The organism is Peribacillus aracenensis (assembly GCF_025175645.1).
In the GTDB taxonomy this organism is placed as follows: domain Bacteria; phylum Bacillota; class Bacilli; order Bacillales; family DSM-1321; genus Peribacillus; species Peribacillus aracenensis.
Map to the genome: position 1 here is coordinate 102,423 of NZ_JANZMJ010000015.1, position 22,844 is coordinate 125,266.

Here is a 22,844-nt window from a genome sequence, read left to right on the forward strand (position 1 = left end):
CTCACTTTTCCAAATGCAAAACTATTTATTCCGTCATTCTATTCTATCTTCTTTTCCAGGGGTTCTTCCATTACAATATGGTTAATATTTCTTCTTTTTGAAACAAAATAAGCAACAGTTAAAAATAGTAACCAAGGTATCCCGAATTGAAGCATGATCTTGAAATCTGTAAACCATGTTGTAATCATTAAGCTGAATAGAAGAACGGCGCCCAGTATCGTTAAATAGGGAAAACCGATCATCCTTACCGGTAATTTGCGTCCGCCGGTTTTCTCCCATTTAACCCTGAAAAACAAATGGGAAATGAAGATCATGAGCCATGTGAACATGGCACCGAACATGGAGATCCCCATCATGAATGCATAGGATGAACCAGGAAGTAACGCATGAACGCCTGCCGCAATGAAAATCCCGGTTGTAGAGACAGCAAGTGCTTTTCCGGGAACGCCCCTTTTGTTTAGCTTTCCTAAAAAGCTAGGTGCATGTTTTCCGCGAGCCAATGAAAACATCATACGTGTTGAAGCATAGAGCTGGGCATTCATGGCAGATACTGCAGCCGTTAAAATAATAAAGTTCATGATCCCGGATGCACCAGGAATGTTCAAGATTTCCATTACTTTGACGAATGGACTTTCCTCGATCCCAGCCGTTTTCCACGGTACGATCATCAACATGATGCCGATTGTCAGCACATAGAAGGTGGATAAACGGAACACGGTCGCTTTTAAGGCTTTTGGAACAGCTGCATCCGGATCTTTTGCTTCTCCTGATGTAACCGCTATCATTTCGGTTCCAAGAAAGCTGAATAAAGAAATAAATACGGCTACCCACATTCCCCACCCGCCAAATGGGAAAAAACCGCCTTCATTTACAAAGTTCTCAGGTCCTATATGCGGCTGATCGGAAGAACCGAATAGTACATACGATCCAAGAAGGATAAAACCAACAATGGCACTTATTTTAATGAAGGAGAACCAATACTCAAATGTAGCGAATGTATTCACGCTAGTAGCATTTACATAAATCAGGGCACCTGCAAACACCAAAATCCATACGATTCCCGGCACGGTCGGAAACCAATACTTCATATACACGCTGACTGCACTTACCTCAACCCCAACAGCCAAAACATTGGCAATCCAATAAGAATAGCGGACAAGATAGCCAGCCATCGGAGTCATGTACTTTTCAGCAATGGCCCCAAAAGATCCGGAAGTGGGATGGGCAACCGTCATTTCGGCTAAACAGCCCATCAACAGTAAAACAATGAACGCCCCGAGAGCATAGCTGAGCAATACACTTGGCCCTGCCGCTTGAATGGCAAGCCCGCTGCCAAGGAATAGCCCTGTCCCGATGGCACAGCCCATAGCGATCATGGAAAGCTGATTTGTTTCCAGCTCACGTTTTAATCCTTTTTCTGGCTCATCTTTAAAGTTCAATTGAGTATTTTTGTTCTCCATAGTTCATCCCCTTTTTATCAAAAAGATTTTATCCTGCCCTAATTAACTGACCATTTGAGGGATGAGCCCCCTCTGGCGGAATTCCATGTTATGCGACCACTTCACGCTCATTCTTGAATTTTTCATATTGTTTTTCTGACATGATTTTCTTGAGTATTTGTACAACTTCCCAAACTTCTGCGTAGGAAGTATATAGTGCAACCGGAGCGAGACGAATGATGTTAGGTGCTCGGAAATCGGGAATGACACCATTATCTTTCAATGCCTTGCATATCCGTGCAGCTTCTTTATGCTCAAGGCTTACATGCCCTCCGCGGCGCTTGTCTTCTCTAGGAGTTCCAATGAAAAATCCCATGTCTGCCAATTCGGATTGTACTAAATCCATTAAATATTGATTGATTTTCAGGGATTTTTCGCGAATATTCTCGATTCCCGCTTCAATAAAAATGTCCAAAGACCCAATCAAAGGTGCACAGCTTAACACATGAGGGGTGCCGATTTGATACGCGCCTGCTGATTCAGCTGGTGTTAACGTATGTTCCATATCGAATTGTTTATCTTTTTTGGAGCCGAACCATCCAGCCAATCCAGGCATCGTTCCAAAATGTTTTCGATTTACATATAAACCGCCGACACCGCCAGGGCCGCCATTTAAATGTTTATAATTGCACCAATACGCAAAATCCACATCCCATTCACTGAATGAATGCGGAATCGCACCGATAGAATGACATCCGTCAAATCCGATTACGATTCCTCTTTTATGAGCTTCAGCAGTTAATCGTTTCATATCCAATATTTGACCGCTGCGATACAGGACTGTAGGCAAGATGATCAAAGCGATGTCATCGGTCATTGCTTCGATGATGTCATCCTCTTCAAGAAATCTGCCATCCGAGCTTTTGACGCGGATGAGATCTGTTTCCGGATCGTACCCATGTGTACGCAGCTGACTTTGAAGGGCATAAATATCAGTCGGAAAGGTTAATTCATCTGCTAAAATTTTCGTGCGCGTACCTTCAGGCTTATAAAAGGTGGCAACAAGCTGATGCAGATTTACAGTTGTAGAGCCGGTTACGATAACTTCCTCGGGAGAAGCCCCGACCAATGGGGCCATCTTCGCGCCCAATTTCTCAGCCATGAAAAACCATGGGTGATTTCCTTGCGTCCATCCATCGATCCCATGTTCCTTCCAATCTTCCAAAGATTCCAAAAGAGTGCGCTCAGCCCTTTTCGAAAGAAGCCCCAATGAATTTCCATCCATGTAGATGGAATCCGGCTTTAAATAAAACTCTTCTCGAAATCCTTTAAGAGTATCTTTCTCATCCATTTGTTTAGCGTGATCCAATGTGTATTCAGAAACCATAATCATCCTCCTATATTAGTATTCTAAATAATTCTAGGAGAATCGTACCAAAGAATATGACACGGTGTCAATAAGTTAATTCAGAAAATTATAAACATTGAATCGATCTTTCCAACAAATGTTTTTTATTTTATGGAAATCCTTTATGCTAGAAGATAAGGGGAGGAATAAGCATGGAGAATGGCAAAGTAGGGGATAAGCGGCATTTACGCTCGATCATGACACGGCAAAAGTTATTAGAAGCTGCAAAGGAAACATTTCTTGAAGAAGGTTATCAAGCTGCGCTTATTTCCCAAATGATCAAAAGGGCAAACATCGGATACGGAACGGCCTATGTTCATTTTAAAGGGAAAGAGGATCTGCTGATTGTATTAATGGAAAATGTAATGGAGCAATTTTATGAAATTGCCGAGACCTCTTTCTTTCCAAAATCAAAAGACGAAGCAAAACATATCATAAACAGACAAGCTAATGCTTTTTTGAAAATGGCAGAAGCTGAACGCAATATGATGCAAGTTTTCGAACAGGCCATTGGGTTCTCAACCATTATTTCAGATAAATGGAAAGCGATCCGCATGAAGTTCATTCAGCGAATTTCAAAGGACGTCGCCTATGCACAGCAAAATGGGCTGGCAAGAACTGAACTAAACCATGAGCTTGTGGCAAGAGGATGGTTTTTCACGAATGAAATGTATCTGTGGGAAATCGTCCGAAACGAACATCAAAGTTCTGTCGAAGAAATTGCTCAAACCATCACCTCAGTATACGTCGAAGGCTTGTATTTATAATGATAATGGCAGGTCACCAATCTTCCGGTTATATCGGAAGATTTTTTTATTCAAGGCCTTGCAACATTAAGCATTTATAGCAAAAACATTAAACTCACGAGTAAACGCCAAACTCACGAGTAAACCAGCAGAATTCACGAGTAAAACCGCCAAACTCACGAGTAAAGAGGCGGAATTCACGAGTAAACGCCAAACTCACGAGTAAAGCAGCGGAATTCACGAGTAAACTGCCCAAACTCACGAGTAAAACAGCAAAATTCACGAGTAAAGCAGCAAAATTCACGAGTAAACGCCAAACTCACGAGTAAACCAGCAGAATTCACGAGTAAACTGCCCAAACTCACGAGTAAAACAGCAAAATTCACGAGTAAACTGCCCAAACTCACGAGTAAACCAGCAGAATTCACGAGTAAACGTCAAACTCACGAGTAAAACAGCAAAATTCACGAGTAAACGCCAAACTCACGAGTAAACCAGCGGAATTCACGAGTAAACTGCCCAAACTCACGAGTAAAACAGCAAAATTCACGAGTAAACTGCCCAAACTCACGAGTAAAACAGCAAAACTTACGAGTAAACGCCGCAAAACCCACAAGTAAACTCCCCAAATTCACGAGTAAACGCCAAACTCACGAGTAAACCAGCAGAATTCACGAGTAAACTCCCCAAATTCACGAGTAAACCGTCAAAACACACTAATTAAACACCTTCATTAGCATCGGACTTATGGCATCTACGCCTTAAGTCTTACTAGAAAATATAGCTAAGGCTCATTATACGAACTTGTAAAAGCAGATAAGATATAAACATAGAAAGGAGGACGAAAACAATGAAGAAATTTGGTTTGTTTATTGTAGGACTGATCGCGCTTTTCCTGTTACTGGCGAACGTTGGTCCACTGATCAGCCTGGCGATTTGCTTGGCGATCCTATACTTTGGATTCAAGCAGTTCATGAAGTCCGAATCGACGGGGGCGAAGATTGCGTGGGGATCAGTCTCCATTATCGTGCTGATCGTTTCTATTTCCCATATCCCGGCAATATTGGGACTGGTGGCAGCTTATGTTCTTTACCTGGTTTATAAAAAATGGAATGAAAATGATGAAAGTGCATCATCTAAAGAAAATGACCCATTCTCAAATTTTGAAAGAGAGTGGAAAGAGTTGAATAAGAACTAATAGAAGGGATGTAATTGGTATGGGTAATTTATTTTCGAGAATGAAACAAACGATTTCAGCGGATTTTCACGACTTGTTGGATAAAAAGGAGCAAAAAAACCCAATCGGAATGTTAAATCAATATTTGCGTCAATGTGAGCAGGAGACAGAAAAGGTCGGTAAGCTGCTTGAACGTCAATATCTTCTGAAAGAAGAGTTTGTGCGTGAATATAATCAAGCGCAAAATCTGGCTGAAAAACGTAAGCATCAGGCTGAGATTGCCAAGCAGTCGGGAGAAACGGATTTAATGGAGTTTGCTGTAAAGGAAAGCCTGCACTATGAAGAGCGAGCGCTAAGCTTGAAGGAGGCGCATAAAAGTGCAGAGGTTCAGTTGGCTGAACTGGAGCGGAAATATGAAGAAATGAAGCATAAGCTGAAGGATATGCATCTAAAGCGTCTGGAGCTCATGGGCAGGGAAAATATTGCCCGGGCAAACAACCGGATCAATCGGGTTTTGGATGGAGGCAGATCCGAAGCCAAACCGGTAGCGATGTTTGAAGAAATGGAGCATTATATCGATCGCATCGAGCACCAGGTCCATACTGATTATAATCGGCATACGATTGATGCCAGGATTGTCCAGCTTGAAAAAGAATTGGAACAAAAAGAAGCGTAAAGGTTTTTTATGGCATCACTGTTATCCCCTGACCTTTTGGAATGGAGGGCGGGGGAAAACAGGCTGTCAGAACATGATAATTTCATGGTATTCTTAAAAGGCACGGGTTCCTGTGCCTTTTAAGAATATCATGATCATATACAGGGGAGGCGAACCGATGCTGAACAAGATGAAGACGGATTATATGGGATGGATACTTCTCATCGGAGTCGTCCTGATTTTTTTAGAGATTGCATTTACGGGTGGAGGTCTCCTTTTTTCCCTCGCTTTTTCAATAGGATGCATCTATGTAGGCAGGAAATTCACAAAACGGACCATCGGGAAAGTCCTATTTTTTATAGGGTTGATTTCCCTTATCATCAATGTCTTGAATATGTTCGTCTTTAAATTTTTCCTGATGGCGATCCTCATTTATCTTTTGTTTTTATATTATCAGTCCAAAAAGAATCCTGATTGGGTCAGTCCCATTTTAACCAATGACGATTCTGACGAGGAAAAGATCAATAAGGAACGATTGCTAAAAACCGATTACCTGTTTAAAAATAAGTTTTTCGGTCATCAACAGACGGCCGAGCATGTATATGAATGGAATTCCGTGAATGTTCAGGGCGGGATCGGTGATACGGTTATCGATTTAAGCAAAACGATTTTACCGAAAGGCGACGCTGTCATTTCCATCAGGAATATCATTGGCAATATCACTGTTCTCGTCCCATATGGCATCGAAATCAGGGTCCATCATTCTATCATTGCAGGCAGGGCGCGGATTTTTGAAAATAAGCCTGAATCCAGGGTCTTTAATCAAATTTATTCCTACCAAACGGAAGGGTTCAATGAAACGGATCACAAGGTCCATATCATCACTTCAATCTTAGTTGGGGATTTAGAGGTGAAGCGGATATGAGTATACTGACACGGCAGATATTGACTGCCCTTGGTGTTGCTTTCATTCTGTCCCTTGCCTTGCCGGCTGCGGTTTTCTCCATCTTTCCTTTATCAGACTGGAGCTTATTGTGGGGGAAAGTGGTCATGGGCTTACCCTTCGTCATATTCCTGCCAAGTCTGGTCATGACGGTAGGGCTGATTTATGGAGTCGTTTCGGGAATGTTTTGGAAGAGGCAGCTCGAAAGGGTGGATGAAGGGCTGCATTTACTTGAACAGGGCCGCTTACCTTCCCAAGAGGAGACGTATCCGGTCCAAGAGATGGCTAAAATGGCGGAAAGGATGCAACTGATCCATAAGCAAATCAATGAGCAGACAAAATTATCACAAAAAATGGCGAATGAAAAGGCCATAGATCAGGAGAAACAGATCCAGGAAATCGTTTCCCAGGAACGAAACCGTTTAGCGCGGGAACTGCATGATTCGGTGAGCCAGCAATTGTTTGCCGCTTCGATGTTCATGTCGGCCATCACCGAGTCACAATCCGATATGGAAAAAGCGGAAATGAAACAATTCAAGGTAGTGGAAGAAATGATCCATCAATCCCAGCTTGAGATGAGGGCTTTATTGCTTCACTTGAGGCCTGTTGCATTAAAGGGGAAATCTTTACATGAAGGAATGAAGGAGCTTCTTTTGGAATTGGCCCAAAAAGTGACGATGGATATAAATTGGAAGATGGAGCCTGTCACTCTGGATAAGGGGATTGAGGACCATCTGTTTCGGATTTTACAAGAATCGATTTCCAATACACTGAGACATGCAAAAGCGAACTCGCTTGAAGTGCTTTTGATCGTTCGTGATGGGATGATCATTTTACGGATAACGGATGACGGCATCGGTTTTAATGTCGAGGATTCGAAAACGGGATCATATGGTCTGCAAAACATGCATGAACGGGCTGTTGAATTAGGCGGAACGATGCAACTTGTAAGCGTTCCGAATAAAGGAACGAAACTTGAAGTGAAAATCCCATTATTAAATGCTGGAGGTGATCATGATGATTAAAGTATTATTTGTCGATGACCATGAAATGGTAAGGATAGGGGTATCGGCTTATTTATCTGCACAGTCGGATATCGAAGTGATCGGGGAAGCGGACAATGGCTTGAAAGCTGTCGAACTGGCAATGGAATTGCGTCCGGATATCATTTTGATGGATTTGGTGATGCCGGAAATGGACGGCATAGAAGCGACGAAACGAATTATTGAAAAATGGCCTGAAGCAAAGATCATCATTGTGACAAGCTTCCTGGATGATGAAAAAGTGTACCCGGCATTGGAAGCCGGAGCGACGAGCTATATGTTGAAAACATCAAAGGCCAGCGAGATTGCGAGAGCCGTCCGTTCCACTTTCCAGGGACAAAGTGTACTTGAACCTGAAGTGACGGGAAAAATGATGGAGAAGCTGCGTCGCCCAAAGGTTACCGAGCTTCATGATCAATTGACAAACCGTGAAATGGAAATCTTGCTGCTGATGACACAAGGGAAAACGAATCAGGAAATTGCAGATGAACTATACATAGCCCTGAAAACAGCCAAAGTGCATGTCAGCAATATATTAAGTAAGCTTGCTGTACAGGACCGCACGCAAGCAGTGATTTACGCATTTAAACATTCGCTCGTTCAAGAAGAGCAGTAAAGAGGGTCTATTAACCAATAGAGGACATTTTGTTATATTTAGGGAACTATCCCATCCTGTAAAGTTTTTTCAAGGTTGCTGATGCGGCCTTTTTTTTATGGATAACGGGAAAAAGGCAGGTGAAATGATGTTAAGAGTGATCTTAGTATTATTTCGTATAATCACCATCATTTTCGATATTGGAATGATAATGGGTTCATCATTCATGCAATCTATGCGATTTTTGGTATAACCATAGAGAATACCACGGGCGGATGGGCTGTTGCTTTGGCAATTTTTCCATTACTTTATGTACTCTATAAAAACCGGCTTCAATTTTCTGGGTTCTATAAAAATGCCGGACAAGTAAAACTCTCAAACAGGACAACCACTATACTGCTTTGTTTCTCTGTGCTAATGTTAACGGTTGCCCCATTATTTCGCTAACGGAATGCAAAAAGAGCATGTTTTGATTAAAACATGCTCTTTTTTATACGATTTTTTTGATTATACAGCTTCATCTGCGGTATCGAGCCTCTTGCCGTAAATCCGATAAAGAACCAAAGCGAATACCATTCCTATAAAGGAGATGGAGGATATGAGCAGGTAAAGGGTCTTGCCGCCGTAAGCCCCATATATGGCTCCGCCTATATAAGAAGCAATGATTCCCGAAACCCCGAAGAATAGCAGCGCCAGTACGGTCTGGCCTGTGGCGCGCCATTCCACCGGAACGATCCGATACAGATATTGGATGGCCGCCGAGTAGAAAATCGGGAAAGTCAATAGCTGCATGACTTGCAAATAAGCTAATAGCTGTGGATCGGTAATCCATGCAGAGACGAAATAACGGATAAAGAAAAATGCTGCTGCAAACGAAATGATGATGATTTCCTTACCCTTGCGAAGCCACCAGAAGCTTAAGGCGAACACAACGATTTCACTTCCCGCCGCTAAGAACCAGGTCAAGCCTACAAGCTTGGCACTTCCTCCAAGTTCCCGGATATACACCCCGAGGAAAGTATCGTTCATCCTTGCTGGAACAGCACAAATAAAGACCAATAACAGAAAGAGAAGCGTCTCTTTATTGCCGAAAAAATGCTTAAGGCTGCTAAAGGTGACAGGTTTCCCTGAAACGGGTGCATCAGGCATCATCCAGCTGATAATGAAACTGATTAAACCAATGCCTGCAAAAAGGAAGGCAAGGCTGTTCGCCCCGAAATATGACATAACATAGCCGGTGATCAGCGATATGACCGCATAACCCAATGCACCATATGTCCGGATGGAGCCGTAGCTGATCCCGGATTTCTCTGCCATGGTAAAATTGAGGCTTTCCGTCAAGGGATCGATCGGCATCAAAAAGAAATATAGCAGCATGGCAAACAGGATGAGCTGAAGATAACTGCTTGAATCATAGAGGAAATAACCGATTATGCTCGAGAAAAAGATGAGTAACAACAGGACTTTTCGTATCGTCCTTGTTTTGTCGCTGATCATTCCCCATAAAGGCTGGGTGATGAGGGTGACAAAACCTCCTGTACCGACGATGAATCCGATTTGGGCTGGACGCAAACCTTGATCAGCCAGATAGACTGGGAGAAACGGAATGAAAATGGCAAGCAGTCCAAAATATAAAAAGTTAAAACCCTTTAATAATCGTATTGCTTTCATGAAAAATATGATACCTCACGTGTTCTATAGATTGATTTCAACCTTGTTATTGTAACATTGATGACAGAATTTGAAAAAATAGTTTTCATTTTAAGGATGAAAATAGAATGATAGAGTGGGTTTCAAAGAGATTCTTGACTCATGAGGGCAGATGCCTTTCAAAATTCATGACATCGAGGAATATAGATAGGGACCCCTTATGCTATCCTTTGCTTTCCAGCTTGAATAAGCTAGGTTTCTTTTATTAGTCTATTCATGACACCGATTTTGGAAAAGGTAGTATTGGGGTTTTTTTATTACGGGTTAATTATTTTTGTGTACTGATTGAAAATATAAATAACCGTCTTCCTTAACTCTCATGCTTAATTAAATCCAAGACGAACACATTCCCTAAAAAAATTGATTTGAATGTAACAAAAAAAGTACAGCATGTTTTGCTAAGTGAATTCTTTAATCTTTATACACTTTAAGTGATTTCTTTATCTCATACAGTCTTTCCTGAACGACTTTCTCAAATTCGTAATTCTGCTGCAATAAGAATATATTCCTTGCCTCTTCATACCCCTTTGTGGCACTTTCCATGTTGTTCAGCGACTGCAAGGATAAGGCACGCTGATATAAAACTTCTCCCAAAAGGTACATGGACTCTTCCCGGATTAAAATTTGAATAGCATCAGTGCAAATTTTTATGGATTCATAATATTGTGCGTCCTTATGTAAGGATTTTGTCAATCCGTATTGAATCCGGACTTTAATTCTATAATTCATTGAGGTTTTTGGAAGTTGTTGCAGTTGCTTAAGGGCAACTTCATAAGAGGCAATAGACTTTTTATATTCAGTAATTTCGTTATAAATAATGGCTTTGCTATTCAATATTTCTATTTTTTGAGCAGAAAAAATATGAAAATGAGTAGATAAGTCCAGTGCTTGATCTAAAAAGTCTAGGGATTTCAATATATCATTATCACAATAATATGCTACGATCCCCAAATGCCAGAGGATGAATTGTTTATTGATAGGTGACTGGAAATCTGCATGGTATTGTTCTGCTTCGAGAATCCGTTTTACCTGCCGATACTCTCTATTTCTAATAGAAACCCTGACTTGAGATTTCACTTCCTCACTATATTCCATTCGGTCTGAATAAGTTTCTAAAAGTATATCCTCAATGCTGATACCTAAACGTAATGAGAGCTCATATAAAGTAGTCGCTAATGGAATGACTTTCCCCTTCTCTATGTTGCTTAACTGTGCTTGAGTAATGATTCCCTCTGCCATGACTTTTTGTGTTATGCCGGACCTTTTTCTTAAAGTGTAGAGTACATTTCCGAGCTTAAAAGGAATTTTTGAATCCATTTTATCAACTCCTAAAAATATAAATACTTTTATATTTTTTTATGTATTTCATTGGAAATACATAAAAAATATCGAAAAAAATCCTCTGTAGCAGTCATACAAGAAAAATGTACCATATTTGGATGGTTTATACTAGTTGTATCGATCAATATCAGGAGGTTAGGGGATATGAAAAAAATATTAGTATCTGGGTTCTCCATTCTATTTACGATAGCGATGGTTGTACAATTCGATTCAAGCGTCAATTTGGCTGTAGATGATCATCCTATAATAAATGATCTGCCGAATCAGCATTAAGGTTTAAATACCAATATCAAACTATATTAAAAAGGGAAGATACCTAAAGGCGAATTTAAATAAAATAAATAAAAAAAGGATCATTTATATGAAAATAAATAAAGATCAATTATTGATTATAACCATTTCTTCATGTGTTATAGCTAGTGTGATGTCTACGTCCATGTTGACGATTGCGTTCCCTAATCTTGTAGACTTTTTTAATATTTCTTATTCCACACTTCAAATTAGAAATATTCTATTCTTTTCTTTTTTTGCATTTCTCATTCCGCTTTTTGGTAAAGTGGCGGATATATTAGGGGCAAGAAAATTGTTGATATTTGGCCTATCGCTATTTATCGCATCTACCATACTTAGTGGAACCACAAACAATTGGAATTTGTTTTTGGTCTATCAGACGCTACAGGCAATTGCAGATGCAATGGTAGTGCCGGCACAGGTATTATTGATTAGGCAAAGTTTTAAGGATAATAAATTAGGTTGGGCTTTTGGCTGGTTTTCCGGAGTTTTAGCGGCTGCCTCACTTATTGGACCAGCTGCTGGAGGTTTGGTAATAAAATATTTCTCTTGGCAAATGATATTTGGAGTATTGATTATCATAAGTTGCATATCCTTGATTCTTGTATTAATGGTAACTCCCAAATCAAAAAAAAGAAGCACGGCAAACCTTCATTTACCTTTAAAAAACAGTTTGGCCTTACTAGTTATGGTAATCAGTTTTCAATTCATATTCAACGATGAAATTAGTATAGTGGGACGGTCACTTTCTATTGCTGTTACGATATTGAGTTTGATTTTATTTATATTTTATGAACGGGCAAACTACGGAAATACTTCTCTGCTTCCAAGAAAGGCAATAAAAAACACCATTTTTATCTCTTCAATTATTAGAATATTCGTTCTTTTTACCATCACAAATGTAATTGTGCTTTACATACCAAGTTACATGCGGGATATACACAATATTCAACCAGATATTGTTGGCTATATTATTATGGCAGATTCGATATTGGCCGTTTTGTTATCTGGGTATGCAGGTAAACTTGCAGATTTAAAAGACAATAGAAACCTTTTACTTCTATCTATTTCGATTTCCATCATTGGAATGGTAAACCTTACTATGACAATGTTTAATGGCAGCTTAATTTTCTTTATATTTGCATTTCTCCTTTTTGGATTGGCAGGTGTCATTTCCATGCCCACACAAAATAAAATCGCTATGATGTCCGTTCCTGAGGAAGAAACAGGGGTTTATATGGGTTTGTTCCAGATGGTACAGTTTGGAACTGGGGCTTTCGCGGCGGGAGTATTCAACACTTTATTGGATTATGGCACTGACCAAGGTGACTTTTCCAAAGTTGGTTTTTCATACGTGTTATTCATTTGTATAGGATTATATTTGGTGGCTATTGGAACAGTCATTTATGATAAAAGGCTTCTAAAGAGCAATATAAAATTGTCTTTGAAAGAAGAAATATGATTCCCGTTTAGGATAGTGAAAGATACCAAGAAGAGGCAGCTTTGAATTGATTTAAAGGAGGTGAAACATATGACTAAGCAAGTGGAAAATACACAAGCAGAAAAGCTAGTGGAAAATCTTGAAGTAATCGAAGCTAAAGAGCTAGAAGTGGGTAGTGCATTTCATGCATTCCGTTTCAATGCAGTGACGGACGCAGAAAAATAGATTAGAGCCAAGAGTTACAGGCAATCCATTGCAAATGGTAAGGAGGTGAAACATATGACTAAGCAAGTGGAAAATACACAGGCGGAAAAGCTAGTGGAAAACCTTGAAGTAATCGAAGCTAAAGAGCTGGAAGTGGGTAGTGCATTTCATGCATTCCGTTTCAGTACAGTGTCGGACGCAGAAAAATAGATTAGAGCAGAGTTACAGGCACAATCCATTGCAAATGGCAAGGAGGTGGAACATATGACTAAGCAAGTGGAAAATACACAAGCGGAAAAGCTAGTGGAAAACCTTGAAGTAATCGAAGCTAAAGAGCTGGAAGTGGGTAGTGCGTTTCATGCATTCCGTTTCAGTGCAGTGACGGACGCAGAAAAATAAGTTAGATCTTAAATCCATAATGGTGATTCAAAGAGAGTGTTAGCTTTTAAAATAACTAACACTCTCTTTGAATAAATTAAAGGAGAATTTCTTTAGATGGAAAATTCAGATGCAATGATAGTTTTTCCTCCTCTAACTGAAGCCAGGCTCTTTCCATATCTAAGTTTACCTATGATTACTAGTTTTTTGAGGAACAAGGGAATGAGTGTAAGTCAAATTGATTTAAATATTGAATTATGCCATACCCTCTTTAGTGAAGATTGTTTAGCTGAATATGTGAGCATCAATGAAAACGGAAGTAAAGACTTAAAATTGATATATAAAGTCGAAATGGCTAAATACTTATTCAAAGAACAAAAGCAACTTTACAATAATGTATTTATTGAGAAAAGATCTTCTGATTCATTGAAGTATGACGTTCGGTTGGTGAGACAAGGCATAGAACTATTACTATTAAATTCGTTTTTAAAACTTGAGATTACCTCATTGGAGGAAATCCTTGAATTGGTAAGGAATTTTAGCTGGAAAAAAAGTGATATTGCAACAAAGGTTTTATACGAAAATATCAAAGAAAAAATTCTTAACGATAAGCCCAAAATCTTCGCGATTTCTATTGCATATTATAGCCAAATATTACCTTCCCTTTTAATATGCAAGTGGATTAGAGAACTTTCCCCTAATACTCACATTATTCTGGGTGGACAACAAATCATGATTCGTCAATCATCTTTCTTAAGCCTAAATGGATTAAATCAATTTGTGGATTCATTAGGAATATCAGCAGGTGAAGAAACATTATTCATGTTAGACAGGTATTTAAAAAACGATTGCCAAATCGGGAAGGTGCCGGATATTGTTTGGCTTAATGAGAAAAATGTTGAAAATATCCCATCTAAGTCTGCATATAGGATCACCGACGCCTTACCACCTGACTTTTCTGATTTACCGTACAAAAACTATTTAGATGAAGAAGTGCATATGTCTTTGATTACATGTGTAGGGTGTTACTGGGGACGATGTACTTTTTGTTCATATGGTAATAGATCCAGAATAGAAAAAAGTTATCAGCAAAAAACGGCAAGGCAAGTAGCAAACGAGTGCGAGGATATCATTAACAATTACGGGGTTAATAGAATTAATTTCATAGATGAGAATACTAATTTGAGGCTTGTCGTCAATGCAGTCAAAATACTTAAATCCAGAGGATATGAAATTAATTTCAGTACACGAAACCGTCTTGAGAATGTGTTGTTAGACGCTGAATTTTGTTTTGAGCTAAGTAATTTAGGTTGTATTTTAATGTCTGTTGGCTATGAAACCAATTCTCAAAGGATTTTAGATTCCTTGGATAAGGGAGTGCAATCTAGTAATTATCAACAGATAATAGATAATTTACATAATGCCAACATTACGCTGCGAATGTCCATAATTGGTGGCTTACCTGGTGAAACCGAGGATGAAATTAAATGTTCTGAGGAATTTTTACTTAAAAATCAAGATAAGATTGGCATCGACGTCATGCAAATGCTCGTTTTAGAACCAGGTACCTATATTTATGAAGATACAAATAATCCTGATATCCATATTCAATCAAGCAAGAATCTAAGAGGAAACAAATTACTCAATTATGGGATGGGTAGAATGGGAGCTACATTTCAATACTCTGACGGAAAAACGTTTGAAGAAAAGCTGAATAGATTCTTGCAATTGCACAAAAATGTCAACCCCCAAAAGAATGATGAGCTACCTCCTGATAAATACAAAACGGTAGGACAGGATATCACTTCAAATACCTTATTGATAAACCCATGGACTAAAATCATTAAGTTAGATAGGACGTATATCATGGATTTTGTATGGCAAAGAGTCTTCTTAGTGCCAGAATCCATAGAAGTATTCGGAAACACACTGATAATTAGCAAGGCTGACGATAAAAAGTACCTTGAGTATTTTGTCGAAAAAGGTGTGATTAACCTTAAATAAAATAACTTATGGGAGGAATGACAAATGAGCACAGTCTATCAGAAAATAAAATTTCCAAATGTAAAGGAAAAACTGGGGCTTGGTTTAGGCATGGATTTACCTTGGGGGGAAGATATAGGTTTTTCCAGCAAAGGGGACCATGACGACATCACGCCTAAGATGAAAGGTTTTTTTCAGAATTATAAAGACGAGTTTAATTATATTTTCTTTGCTTTTCAACCGAAAAATAGAAGTGTGTTAAAAGCCGAGGACTACTTTGATGCCTATGATAGATTATTTGAAGCCAATCCACATCTAAAGGCGAGAGCATTCCATCAAACGATTTTAAATATGGGGGCTACCGAGTATTACAAAAAAACAGAAATCATAGAATTCACAAATAAGATTATAGAAAGATATGACATAAGATGGATTGTGGAAGATCTTGGCCTGTGGTCAATAAAAGGGAAAACCGTCCCTTTCCCTTTACCACCATATATGACACCAGCAGGATTGGAAGCTTGTATTAAGAACATCAACGAATACCAATCTGAACTGGCTGTTCCAGTTTCAGTTGAATTTCCTGGATTCACTGAAGGTACTAACTTCTTTATTGGGGAAATAAATGGATTTGATTATTTCAGAACATTGGTCGAGGAGACAAACTCCCCTATCACTATAGATATCGGTCATATCCTTAGTTACCAATGGCTGTTAGGGAATACAAATGAAAAGATGTTCAATGGATTAGAAAAATTGCCTTTTGAGAACTGTTTTGAATTGCATCTTTCAGGTTGCCAAATTATTAAAGGGAAATTCAGAGATTTGCATCATGGAGTTTTAATGGATGAACAAATTCAGCTTTTAGATTACTTGCTTCCTTTATGCCCTAATTTAAAAGCCATTACATATGAAGACCCTAAATATACAGATGAAGGAATATTAATTCCGAAGTCACAGAAAAATTATCAAAGAATGAAGGAGGCAGTTGAAAAATGGCAAATGATTTAAAACCAAAGAATTATTCACTAGACGAGTTACTTTACAATTTATTATATGATTACCAATATAGAAATAACTTTTTAAATGATGAGTTTAATGAATTGAATTTATCAGCTGATAATTTAAATCACATAAAAACAATAGATAAAGAAGAGCTTGTAGCAACGGCTACTACGATTGTAAGAAATTTAATGAGTGGAAATATTGAACATAAAGGTGGCTTAAGAACTTCTTTTCCCGGTGTTTTTCAGGCTTTAGAAATCCTTGAAACCGATATAACGCTGTTAATGCATAAGTTCCTGGCGTCCAAACATTTCGAGTGCTACATGGAATTGCCCTATGCAGGGGACGGTACTTGTATCGAGGAAGCGTTTTACAATTATTTGTCTGAAAACGAAGAATTTATCCTTGCGGCTGATAATAATCATTTACTATTAAAACACGAATTTTTAAATGCCATTTTATCTATACTAACAGTCAATAAACACCCATTTTTCAGAATAGATAGTGACCTGGTTAAAAATAATGGTCATATTTACTATGCGTACCAAACATACTCCAAAGAAATATCCGAGGCACTGAGTGGAAAAAAAGTAGCTAGTGATTCCGAAAAGGTTATATGGCTATATGCAGCGACCGGAAAAAATTTAATTAGGGGTCCTATTCATCCAAGTGTATTAGAAATGGTAGAAATAGGAGGTTCAAGGGAAATAAACCGCCAACAAAAGTTCAATCAGGATCAGATAGACTGGATTCTAAACTTAGGATTAATCAAGAATGATGGATAAAATATATGTATATGAGGAACATAGTGAAGTATTTTCATATTGGGTCAATGAAATTCCTAGGAATAGTACCTTGGTTTATTTTGATCAACACTTAGATTTAAAGTTCATAGAAAATTCAAAAATGAAAAGAATCAGTCAGTTCATTAAAGAGGGTCTGTGTATTGATGAATTGAAAAAAGATATTCCTTGTAGGGAAGATGGAAGATATTCTTATGGGATCGATGACTTTTTGTACGCCGCAATCCAAGAGGGCCTTTTTCGGAAAATAATATGGGTATATCCTCGTATGTTAGGAGAAAAAGGGTTTAGTGAATTACTTTGGGAGCTATTATCCCTTGTACCCAACCATGGAAAAGAATTCATATCAAGCTTTAGAAACGGAAAAAATTCTGCTTCTGTACAATTAAATAATATTGAGTTACATGTCACAACTATTGAATATCTAGGAGAATTCATAATTAATGAACAGGTTATTGTAGATATCGATTTGGATTATTTTTATGATCCCAAGACTAATGATTTATCGAATGATATAGACGAAACCTTACATGTATTGAACAATCTAGGTCTCTTTAAGCAAGTGAAGACAATGTCCTATTCTATCAAAAGTGGGTTTCTACCTGAAAGTTTCAGGTGGATAGGGAAATATATAGCAGGGCAAATGGGGAGGGAGATTGTATATTCCAAGGAAGATAAGTTTTCTCCGAAGGTAACGATGGAGAAAATTTCATCGAATGAAAAGTTGAGTCTAGCAGAAATAGATGAATTAAACTTTGAATTGAGACCATTAGGAGCAATAGGTTGGAAATTGAAATCGATTCTCTATACCCAGTCTGGTGAAATTGAACGTGCTAAGAATTGCTATCAAAAAGCGATTAAAAAAGGTGATGATTCATATTGGGCTGCCTATGTTTTAGGCATTCACTTTTTCAGGGATAGGAATTATGAAGAGGCTTTAAATTGGTTTAATAAAACTGGAAATATAGTCGATACCATCGAGGCACATGGCCTAATATTAAGTTTAATTTGTTGCCTTCGTTTGGAGCTGTATCAAAAAGGATATGATTTATCCAAAGAGTGCATCGAATTATTACCTATGAGAATAGAGGGTTATATATTGGGTGAAGTATTCGCAGCAAAACTAGGAATGAAATTAATGGATTTTTATGGCAAGATCCATGACGATCCTTCGCAATTAGTAATTAGTCGGGCTGATACGAAACATGAACAATGAATATTTAATATCATATGATTCAACCGTTGAAGGGCTTGTTTCACCAAGGTGCGATGATAATGAAAAGAACAAGTTTCTTCAAGAAGAATTAAATCATTGTTTAAAATTCATTGAACGTGATAGCTATGATCACTTAAGACATTGGAAGTCTTTTAAACTTCGTATTGGATTAAGCAGTTATGAATTAAAGTATTCCATCCTTATAAGGATCTTAATAGAGACTTCAACATCTATTATTCCAGTATTATGGCAAACAAGAACGAATAAGTCACCATGTACTGAATTAATGGATCATTTTGATGTTATTTTAGCGGAAGTAGAGGCTGCTTTATATGGTCAGCAACTTGAACGCAAGATTGAAACACAAATTGTGCTTGAGCCATGGACTGGATCTCATTATGTACACGAATGTTTTGGTCATACTTTAGAAGCAGATAATTACCTAGAGTATTTAAAGCCAAATGGAATAACGATGGGATACAAATGGTCAGAATATAAAATCAACGTATTCGATGACCCGACCATTCCTGGTCAAAATGGCAGTTATTTATTGGATGCGGAACAGAATGAAACATTTAGGACTCACTTAATAAAGGATGGGATAACCGTAGGTTTGATGCATAATGCAAAAACCTGTAAGCTCCTAGGCTTACAATCTTCATGTAATGCAAGAAGCGTTGGTATATCTTCACTTGCGATGCCCAGAATGTCAACAACTTATTTGGATTCTGGCAATATGGAAGTACAGGAGATCATTTCAGGAATCGACAACGGTGTCTATTGCAGAGGTTCCTGGGGTGGGGGATCACTTGGCTTGAATTTTGTAATCCGGCCATCATACGGTTTGGTCATTAAAAATGGGAAAATAACCAATAAAATACTTAGAAGATTTGATATTAAAGGAAACAAACTTGATTCAGCTAAAGCTATTAAGTCCCTTAGCAATAAACTGCATTTCTTTAATCCGGTTTTCGGCTGTAATAAGAATGGTGAAAATAATCTTAGCGTCACCCAAGGTTCACCTCATATTCATTTTGAAAATCTAACACTTTATCCCGTACTTTGAAAGGATGAGCGAATTGATAGATAAGATACACTATAAACAATTATCACAAACGAATTTTAAAGAAAATTATGCGGGTAAAAAGCCACTGATAATAACTGGATTAGTAGATTTATGGCCTTCTAAGGACTGGGATACAGACTATCTACAGTCTACTTATGGAGAAAGGGAAATCATCATAAGGAAATCAGGATACGATAAAGAAAAAAAATTTTACAAATCAAAACTTGGTAAATTCATCGGTATTTTAAATGATAACCCCGAAAGATTGTATTGTGACTGGCCCTTTTCCATCATGGGCAATGAAGATTTAGAGAGTTATTTTGAAACTCCATCTCTATTCGACCATAATACAATCAGGACCAAAAATAACAAGAAATTAAAATGGATTTTCCTAGGTTCGGTTGGAACAGGAACCCCAATACACCAGGATTTTGAGAAATCACATAATTGGAATGCAGTAGTATTTGGCCAAAAAAAATGGATTTTTTTCAGCCCTGATGATACTGAGTATGTGAAAGATTTTAAGCATGATTTATTCGATTTGGATTTAAAGGAGGATCCAAATTTCAAATATTCCAAGCCCTACATTGTGGAACAGTTTTCTGGAGAATTAATGTACACACCTAAAAATTGGTGGCATGCCGTGCGAAATATCGAAACCTCTTTCTCAGTTAGTGAGAATTTTTGGTATAAAGATGAAAAGGAATAAACCTTTATTCCTTTTAGTGTACAGGTTAAAAACTCGTATGAACTAAATTTAGCGGCTTACAAACATTCTGTAGATTTTAGTGATGCCGCCATATCTAATGAAATCGGGAAATCAGCCATAGGGCTGTTTTTCTTTTTACCTTCTGAATCCTTGTTGCCCTTAGTAAGCCTTCGCCTGCTTTGCTTTAAAAAACCTCCATACGAATTTATCAATTCCGTCATTACTTAAGAAAGGACGTTTGCCAGAGAATAGTCAATCTCACTTTAAAAAGGTGGATGTAAATGATAGAATTAACACTTATTGTTAATTGAAGAGGGTGGTATTTCATGGATCAAGACACAAAAGTGATTCAAGAATTGCAGGAATTAAAGCAAAAAGTCGGTCATCTTGAAGACTTATTAACGCAGCAACAGAATAAAAAGGAAAAAGCAGGGCCATTTCGAATCTTTCTGGACGCAGTAGTCTCATTGTTATTTGGATTAATTATTGTAGGACCGGTTATAGTGATTGTCGTTGGGGTCCTGATGGTGGCGGCATCATGGTTAGGGGTGGAGTTTTAACGTTTAGGAGAGCCTGGGCTTTTATGAATAGATTCATTTATTCCAGTGGGGATTATTGATGACGGATTGGAAGAAGGCCACGGTTTTGCCTTTTAATGATACTGCAGGCATTTTATTTTATAATCATTTAGAAGAGTGCTTAATAATTCTTTAGGTTCATGACCAATCATCTTGAATAACCCTCTTTCACATTTAACTCTATTATACTTTTAAGAAAGAGAATCATTAAACCGTGAAACAGCAATTCCCCTGTAGAGCATCAACTTTATTTCAAATAGTATTCTACTGATTTCATAGTGCTGGCTCAAGGCGATTTCCCATGATTTGTTTCTTTGAAAATATTATCCTGAGAAAGTTATTGACAAATTTACTTTGAGTCCGTATAGTATTGGATATTATTAAAAATATTCAGATATAATTTAATTTTTGAAACGCAATGATCAGGAGTAGTAAAAGCACATTATTCGGTAAAGAGAGCTGCGGGTTGGTGCAACGCAGTCCAATGATACTTTGAACTTGCCTGGGAGTGGTAAAGTGAAAGATAGGAATGATTCCATTCTTTTGTTTTAACGATTGACCTTCGTTACAAGGTTTTAAAGCAGGGTTCTAGAAAAGAGCCAATAAGAGTGGTACCGCGGTAAGCTAAAGGCATATCGTCTCTTTCTTCATTTGATTATGAAGGAAGAGACGATATGCTTTTTTTGATTTTTGGGAGGTAAGGATATGGAAACGGACAAACGGAATTTACAGAGGACAATGACTTCAAGGCATATTACAATGATGGCATTAGGCGGTGCCATCGGGGCAGGTTTATTTAAAGGAAGCAGTTCAGCCATTGATATGGCCGGCCCTTCCGTAATCATTGCGTACTTGATAGGTGGGATCATCCTATTATTCATCATGCAAGGTTTAGCTGAAATGGCGGTCCGCAATAGCGGTGCACGCACATTCAGGGATTTGGTCCAATCGATTTTAGGAAAGTATCCTGCCTATTTCCTGGATTGGATCTATTGGAAAATGTGGGTATTGAATATCGCGGCCGAATCAGTGGTTGCGGCGATCTTCCTTCAATATTGGCTGCCTGGATATCCAATCTGGATACTGGCATTAGCTGTTTCGGTTTTAGTTACTGCGGTTAACTTACTGTCGGTAAAGGTTTTTGCTGAAACGGAGTACTGGCTTGCTTTAATTAAAATAACTGTCATCATTGTGTTCATCATGGCTGGATTATTGTTGCTGCTCGTTACTTTTGGTGATCATACAGCCGTCGGTTTTTCTAACTTGACTGAACATGGCGGTTTCTTTCCGAATGGATCGACAGGCTTGATCACGGCGATGCTGGTAGTCATCTATTCATATGGCGGTACGGAAATCATCGGGGTCACATTAGCTGAAACGAAAAATCCTGAAAAAGTGGTACCAAAAGCCGTTCGCAGTACATTAATCAGGATCATTTCCTTCTATATCATTCCTTTTTTCATCATCGTTAGCTTAATTCCTTGGAATGAAGTAAACGGGGTGCAGGAAAGTCCGTTTGTAATGGTCTTTCAAATGATTGGGATTCCTGGTGCCGACCATATTATGAACGCCGTTGTTCTATTAGCGATCATTTCCTCGATGAACTCCGGATTGTATGGTTCATCCCGCGTCCTATATACACAAGCCGTGGATGGTCGCATTCCGAAAATCTTTTCCCGGTTATCCAAGAAGAAAGTACCAGTTCCCGCAATCTTAATGTGTACTTCCGCTTTATATGGCGGTGTACTGATTTCCTTATTTGCTGGAAGCAAGACATTCGAGTTCCTAATGGGTTCGTTGGGATATACCGTATTATTCATCTGGTTAATCATTGCTTTCGCCCATTTGAAATCACGTAAACAACAGTCCGGAAAAACAAGTGCCTATTCGGTAAAATGGTTCCCGTACACGACTTGGGCTGCGATCATCGCTTTAATAACGATCCTGATCGGAATCATTTTCACGACATCCATAATCGTTACGATCATTACACTTTGCATCTACATCTTCATTTCCTTGACGTTTGTATGGAAAAAACGCCATAACAAAATCTAGAGAAAGCGAGGATATCGCTTTTGCCTTCTCGCATATAAGTTTCAGTTTCAAGCCATGG

General features: G+C 38.4%; 26 protein-coding genes and 1 other annotated feature. Of the genes, 19 read left to right on the forward strand and 7 right to left on the reverse strand.

Features of this window, described 5'->3' with window-relative positions; all coding sequences use genetic code 11:
- Window positions 1-38 precede the first annotated feature (38 nt).
- Together N0M92_RS16045 and kynU are read right to left on the reverse strand one after the other, a co-directional pair.
- Window positions 39-1,460: an amino acid permease gene (locus N0M92_RS16045; protein ID WP_260286695.1), complete on the reverse strand. Its 1,422-nt coding sequence runs from the start codon at window positions 1,458-1,460 to the stop codon at window positions 39-41.
- Window positions 1,461-1,548: 88 nt separating this feature from the next.
- Window positions 1,549-2,826, reverse strand: coding sequence for a kynureninase (gene kynU, locus N0M92_RS16050; protein WP_260286696.1), 1,278 nt, complete (start codon window positions 2,824-2,826; stop codon window positions 1,549-1,551).
- Window positions 2,827-2,999: 173 nt separating this feature from the next.
- Between kynU and N0M92_RS16055 the strand changes: the two genes are divergently transcribed.
- Complete coding sequence (locus tag N0M92_RS16055) at window positions 3,000-3,614, forward strand: TetR/AcrR family transcriptional regulator (protein WP_192206266.1); 615 nt, start codon at window positions 3,000-3,002, stop codon at window positions 3,612-3,614.
- A gap of 94 nt (window positions 3,615-3,708) precedes the next feature.
- On the opposite strand, the gene N0M92_RS16060 is transcribed toward N0M92_RS16055, so the two are convergent.
- The 3 genes from N0M92_RS16060 to N0M92_RS16070 are packed head-to-tail and all read right to left on the reverse strand — an operon-like array spanning window position 3,709 to window position 4,207.
- Window positions 3,709-3,897, reverse strand: coding sequence for a hypothetical protein (locus N0M92_RS16060; protein ID WP_260286697.1), 189 nt, complete (start codon window positions 3,895-3,897; stop codon window positions 3,709-3,711).
- Window positions 3,894-4,061, reverse strand: coding sequence for a hypothetical protein (locus N0M92_RS16065; RefSeq protein WP_260286698.1), 168 nt, complete (start codon window positions 4,059-4,061; stop codon window positions 3,894-3,896). Before N0M92_RS16065 ends, N0M92_RS16060 begins: the two co-directional genes overlap by 4 nt.
- Window positions 4,058-4,207 carry a hypothetical protein gene (locus N0M92_RS16070; RefSeq protein ID WP_260286699.1) on the reverse strand — a complete coding sequence of 50 codons (150 nt, stop codon included), beginning with the start codon at window positions 4,205-4,207 and terminating at the stop codon, window positions 4,058-4,060. Before N0M92_RS16070 ends, N0M92_RS16065 begins: the two co-directional genes overlap by 4 nt.
- A gap of 236 nt (window positions 4,208-4,443) precedes the next feature.
- Between N0M92_RS16070 and N0M92_RS16075 the strand changes: the two genes are divergently transcribed.
- From N0M92_RS16075 to N0M92_RS16095, 5 genes are all read left to right on the forward strand, one after another.
- Complete coding sequence (locus N0M92_RS16075; RefSeq protein WP_063232490.1) at window positions 4,444-4,791, forward strand: lmo0954 family membrane protein; 348 nt, start codon at window positions 4,444-4,446, stop codon at window positions 4,789-4,791.
- 19 nt (window positions 4,792-4,810) lie between these two features.
- Window positions 4,811-5,446 (forward strand): PspA/IM30 family protein, encoded by a 636-nt coding sequence (locus N0M92_RS16080; protein WP_260286700.1) that lies wholly within the window; start codon window positions 4,811-4,813, stop codon window positions 5,444-5,446.
- 157 nt (window positions 5,447-5,603) lie between these two features.
- On the forward strand, window positions 5,604-6,350 hold the full coding sequence (gene liaF, locus N0M92_RS16085; RefSeq protein WP_260286701.1) for a cell wall-active antibiotics response protein LiaF: 747 nt from the start codon (window positions 5,604-5,606) through the stop codon (window positions 6,348-6,350).
- The gene (locus N0M92_RS16090) at window positions 6,347-7,393 is read left to right on the forward strand and encodes a sensor histidine kinase (RefSeq protein WP_260286702.1); all 1,047 of its coding nucleotides are present in this window, start codon (window positions 6,347-6,349) and stop codon (window positions 7,391-7,393) included. Before liaF ends, N0M92_RS16090 begins: the two co-directional genes overlap by 4 nt.
- Window positions 7,386-8,027: a response regulator transcription factor gene (locus tag N0M92_RS16095; protein WP_260286703.1), complete on the forward strand. Its 642-nt coding sequence runs from the start codon at window positions 7,386-7,388 to the stop codon at window positions 8,025-8,027. The genes N0M92_RS16090 and N0M92_RS16095 overlap by 8 nt, the downstream gene beginning before the upstream one ends.
- 486 nt (window positions 8,028-8,513) lie before the next feature.
- Here N0M92_RS16095 and N0M92_RS16100 read toward each other — a convergent pair whose 3' ends face one another.
- Both N0M92_RS16100 and N0M92_RS16105 read right to left on the reverse strand, forming a co-directional pair.
- Window positions 8,514-9,677 (reverse strand): MFS transporter, encoded by a 1,164-nt coding sequence (locus tag N0M92_RS16100; protein WP_260286704.1) that lies wholly within the window; start codon window positions 9,675-9,677, stop codon window positions 8,514-8,516.
- A 450-nt stretch (window positions 9,678-10,127) separates the two neighbouring features.
- Window positions 10,128-11,033 (reverse strand): helix-turn-helix domain-containing protein, encoded by a 906-nt coding sequence (locus N0M92_RS16105; RefSeq protein ID WP_260286705.1) that lies wholly within the window; start codon window positions 11,031-11,033, stop codon window positions 10,128-10,130.
- A gap of 168 nt (window positions 11,034-11,201) precedes the next feature.
- On the opposite strand from N0M92_RS16105, the gene N0M92_RS16110 reads away from it, so the two are divergent.
- The 13 genes from N0M92_RS16110 to N0M92_RS16170 all read left to right on the forward strand — a co-directional run bounded on the left by N0M92_RS16110 (window position 11,202) and on the right by N0M92_RS16170 (window position 22,786).
- Window positions 11,202-11,330: a hypothetical protein gene (locus N0M92_RS16110; RefSeq protein ID WP_260286706.1), complete on the forward strand. Its 129-nt coding sequence runs from the start codon at window positions 11,202-11,204 to the stop codon at window positions 11,328-11,330.
- An 88-nt stretch (window positions 11,331-11,418) separates the two neighbouring features.
- Window positions 11,419-12,810 (forward strand): MFS transporter, encoded by a 1,392-nt coding sequence (locus tag N0M92_RS16115; RefSeq protein WP_260286707.1) that lies wholly within the window; start codon window positions 11,419-11,421, stop codon window positions 12,808-12,810.
- 69 nt (window positions 12,811-12,879) lie between these two features.
- A complete protein-coding gene (locus N0M92_RS16120; protein ID WP_260286708.1) occupies window positions 12,880-13,014 on the forward strand; it encodes a hypothetical protein in 135 nt (44 codons plus the stop codon).
- A 54-nt stretch (window positions 13,015-13,068) separates the two neighbouring features.
- Window positions 13,069-13,203 (forward strand): hypothetical protein, encoded by a 135-nt coding sequence (locus N0M92_RS16125; RefSeq protein WP_260286709.1) that lies wholly within the window; start codon window positions 13,069-13,071, stop codon window positions 13,201-13,203.
- A 54-nt stretch (window positions 13,204-13,257) separates the two neighbouring features.
- Window positions 13,258-13,392, forward strand: a complete 135-nt coding sequence (locus N0M92_RS16130) for a hypothetical protein (protein WP_260286710.1) — start codon at window positions 13,258-13,260, stop codon at window positions 13,390-13,392.
- Between the two features lie 96 nt (window positions 13,393-13,488).
- Window positions 13,489-15,375, forward strand: coding sequence for a B12-binding domain-containing radical SAM protein (locus N0M92_RS16135; RefSeq protein WP_260286711.1), 1,887 nt, complete (start codon window positions 13,489-13,491; stop codon window positions 15,373-15,375).
- A gap of 24 nt (window positions 15,376-15,399) precedes the next feature.
- On the forward strand, window positions 15,400-16,365 hold the full coding sequence (locus N0M92_RS16140; protein ID WP_260286712.1) for a multinuclear nonheme iron-dependent oxidase: 966 nt from the start codon (window positions 15,400-15,402) through the stop codon (window positions 16,363-16,365).
- Entirely contained in the window at window positions 16,350-17,144 is a 795-nt protein-coding gene (locus tag N0M92_RS16145; protein ID WP_260286713.1) for a hypothetical protein, read from the forward strand. Before N0M92_RS16140 ends, N0M92_RS16145 begins: the two co-directional genes overlap by 16 nt.
- Complete coding sequence (locus N0M92_RS16150) at window positions 17,137-18,378, forward strand: peptide arginase family protein (RefSeq protein ID WP_260286737.1); 1,242 nt, start codon at window positions 17,137-17,139, stop codon at window positions 18,376-18,378. Before N0M92_RS16145 ends, N0M92_RS16150 begins: the two co-directional genes overlap by 8 nt.
- Entirely contained in the window at window positions 18,368-19,444 is a 1,077-nt protein-coding gene (locus N0M92_RS16155) for a TldD/PmbA family protein (RefSeq protein ID WP_260286714.1), read from the forward strand. The genes N0M92_RS16150 and N0M92_RS16155 overlap by 11 nt, the downstream gene beginning before the upstream one ends.
- A gap of 13 nt (window positions 19,445-19,457) precedes the next feature.
- On the forward strand, window positions 19,458-20,153 hold the full coding sequence (locus tag N0M92_RS16160) for a cupin-like domain-containing protein (RefSeq protein ID WP_260286715.1): 696 nt from the start codon (window positions 19,458-19,460) through the stop codon (window positions 20,151-20,153).
- A gap of 326 nt (window positions 20,154-20,479) precedes the next feature.
- Window positions 20,480-20,713 carry a hypothetical protein gene (locus N0M92_RS16165; protein WP_260286716.1) on the forward strand — a complete coding sequence of 78 codons (234 nt, stop codon included), beginning with the start codon at window positions 20,480-20,482 and terminating at the stop codon, window positions 20,711-20,713.
- 427 nt (window positions 20,714-21,140) lie between these two features.
- Window positions 21,141-21,377: a binding site (T-box leader), on the forward strand.
- A 59-nt stretch (window positions 21,378-21,436) separates the two neighbouring features.
- Window positions 21,437-22,786, forward strand: a complete 1,350-nt coding sequence (locus N0M92_RS16170) for an amino acid permease (RefSeq protein WP_192206248.1) — start codon at window positions 21,437-21,439, stop codon at window positions 22,784-22,786.
- The last annotated feature ends 58 nt before the right edge of the window (window positions 22,787-22,844 follow it).

What these genes read in the sequence shown, in the direction of transcription:
- N0M92_RS16075 (WP_063232490.1), top strand. Translation starts at nt 4,444, where the DNA reads ATGAAGAAATTTGGTTTGTTTATTGTAGGACTGATCGCGCTTTTCCTG.
- liaF (WP_260286701.1), top strand. Translation starts at nt 5,604, where the DNA reads ATGCTGAACAAGATGAAGACGGATTATATGGGATGGATACTTCTCATC.
- N0M92_RS16100 (WP_260286704.1), bottom strand. Translation starts at nt 9,677, where the DNA reads ATGAAAGCAATACGATTATTAAAGGGTTTTAACTTTTTATATTTTGGA.
- N0M92_RS16045 (WP_260286695.1), bottom strand. Translation starts at nt 1,460, where the DNA reads ATGGAGAACAAAAATACTCAATTGAACTTTAAAGATGAGCCAGAAAAA.
- N0M92_RS16090 (WP_260286702.1), top strand. Translation starts at nt 6,347, where the DNA reads ATGAGTATACTGACACGGCAGATATTGACTGCCCTTGGTGTTGCTTTC.
- N0M92_RS16145 (WP_260286713.1), top strand. Translation starts at nt 16,350, where the DNA reads ATGGCAAATGATTTAAAACCAAAGAATTATTCACTAGACGAGTTACTT.
- N0M92_RS16125 (WP_260286709.1), top strand. Translation starts at nt 13,069, where the DNA reads ATGACTAAGCAAGTGGAAAATACACAGGCGGAAAAGCTAGTGGAAAAC.
- N0M92_RS16155 (WP_260286714.1), top strand. Translation starts at nt 18,368, where the DNA reads ATGAACAATGAATATTTAATATCATATGATTCAACCGTTGAAGGGCTT.
- N0M92_RS16150 (WP_260286737.1), top strand. Translation starts at nt 17,137, where the DNA reads ATGGATAAAATATATGTATATGAGGAACATAGTGAAGTATTTTCATAT.
- N0M92_RS16165 (WP_260286716.1), top strand. Translation starts at nt 20,480, where the DNA reads ATGGATCAAGACACAAAAGTGATTCAAGAATTGCAGGAATTAAAGCAA.
- kynU (WP_260286696.1), bottom strand. Translation starts at nt 2,826, where the DNA reads ATGGTTTCTGAATACACATTGGATCACGCTAAACAAATGGATGAGAAA.
- N0M92_RS16105 (WP_260286705.1), bottom strand. Translation starts at nt 11,033, where the DNA reads ATGGATTCAAAAATTCCTTTTAAGCTCGGAAATGTACTCTACACTTTA.
- N0M92_RS16095 (WP_260286703.1), top strand. Translation starts at nt 7,386, where the DNA reads ATGATTAAAGTATTATTTGTCGATGACCATGAAATGGTAAGGATAGGG.
- N0M92_RS16130 (WP_260286710.1), top strand. Translation starts at nt 13,258, where the DNA reads ATGACTAAGCAAGTGGAAAATACACAAGCGGAAAAGCTAGTGGAAAAC.
- N0M92_RS16110 (WP_260286706.1), top strand. Translation starts at nt 11,202, where the DNA reads ATGAAAAAAATATTAGTATCTGGGTTCTCCATTCTATTTACGATAGCG.
- N0M92_RS16115 (WP_260286707.1), top strand. Translation starts at nt 11,419, where the DNA reads ATGAAAATAAATAAAGATCAATTATTGATTATAACCATTTCTTCATGT.
- N0M92_RS16135 (WP_260286711.1), top strand. Translation starts at nt 13,489, where the DNA reads ATGGAAAATTCAGATGCAATGATAGTTTTTCCTCCTCTAACTGAAGCC.
- N0M92_RS16170 (WP_192206248.1), top strand. Translation starts at nt 21,437, where the DNA reads ATGGAAACGGACAAACGGAATTTACAGAGGACAATGACTTCAAGGCAT.
- N0M92_RS16120 (WP_260286708.1), top strand. Translation starts at nt 12,880, where the DNA reads ATGACTAAGCAAGTGGAAAATACACAAGCAGAAAAGCTAGTGGAAAAT.
- N0M92_RS16055 (WP_192206266.1), top strand. Translation starts at nt 3,000, where the DNA reads ATGGAGAATGGCAAAGTAGGGGATAAGCGGCATTTACGCTCGATCATG.
- N0M92_RS16140 (WP_260286712.1), top strand. Translation starts at nt 15,400, where the DNA reads ATGAGCACAGTCTATCAGAAAATAAAATTTCCAAATGTAAAGGAAAAA.
- N0M92_RS16080 (WP_260286700.1), top strand. Translation starts at nt 4,811, where the DNA reads ATGGGTAATTTATTTTCGAGAATGAAACAAACGATTTCAGCGGATTTT.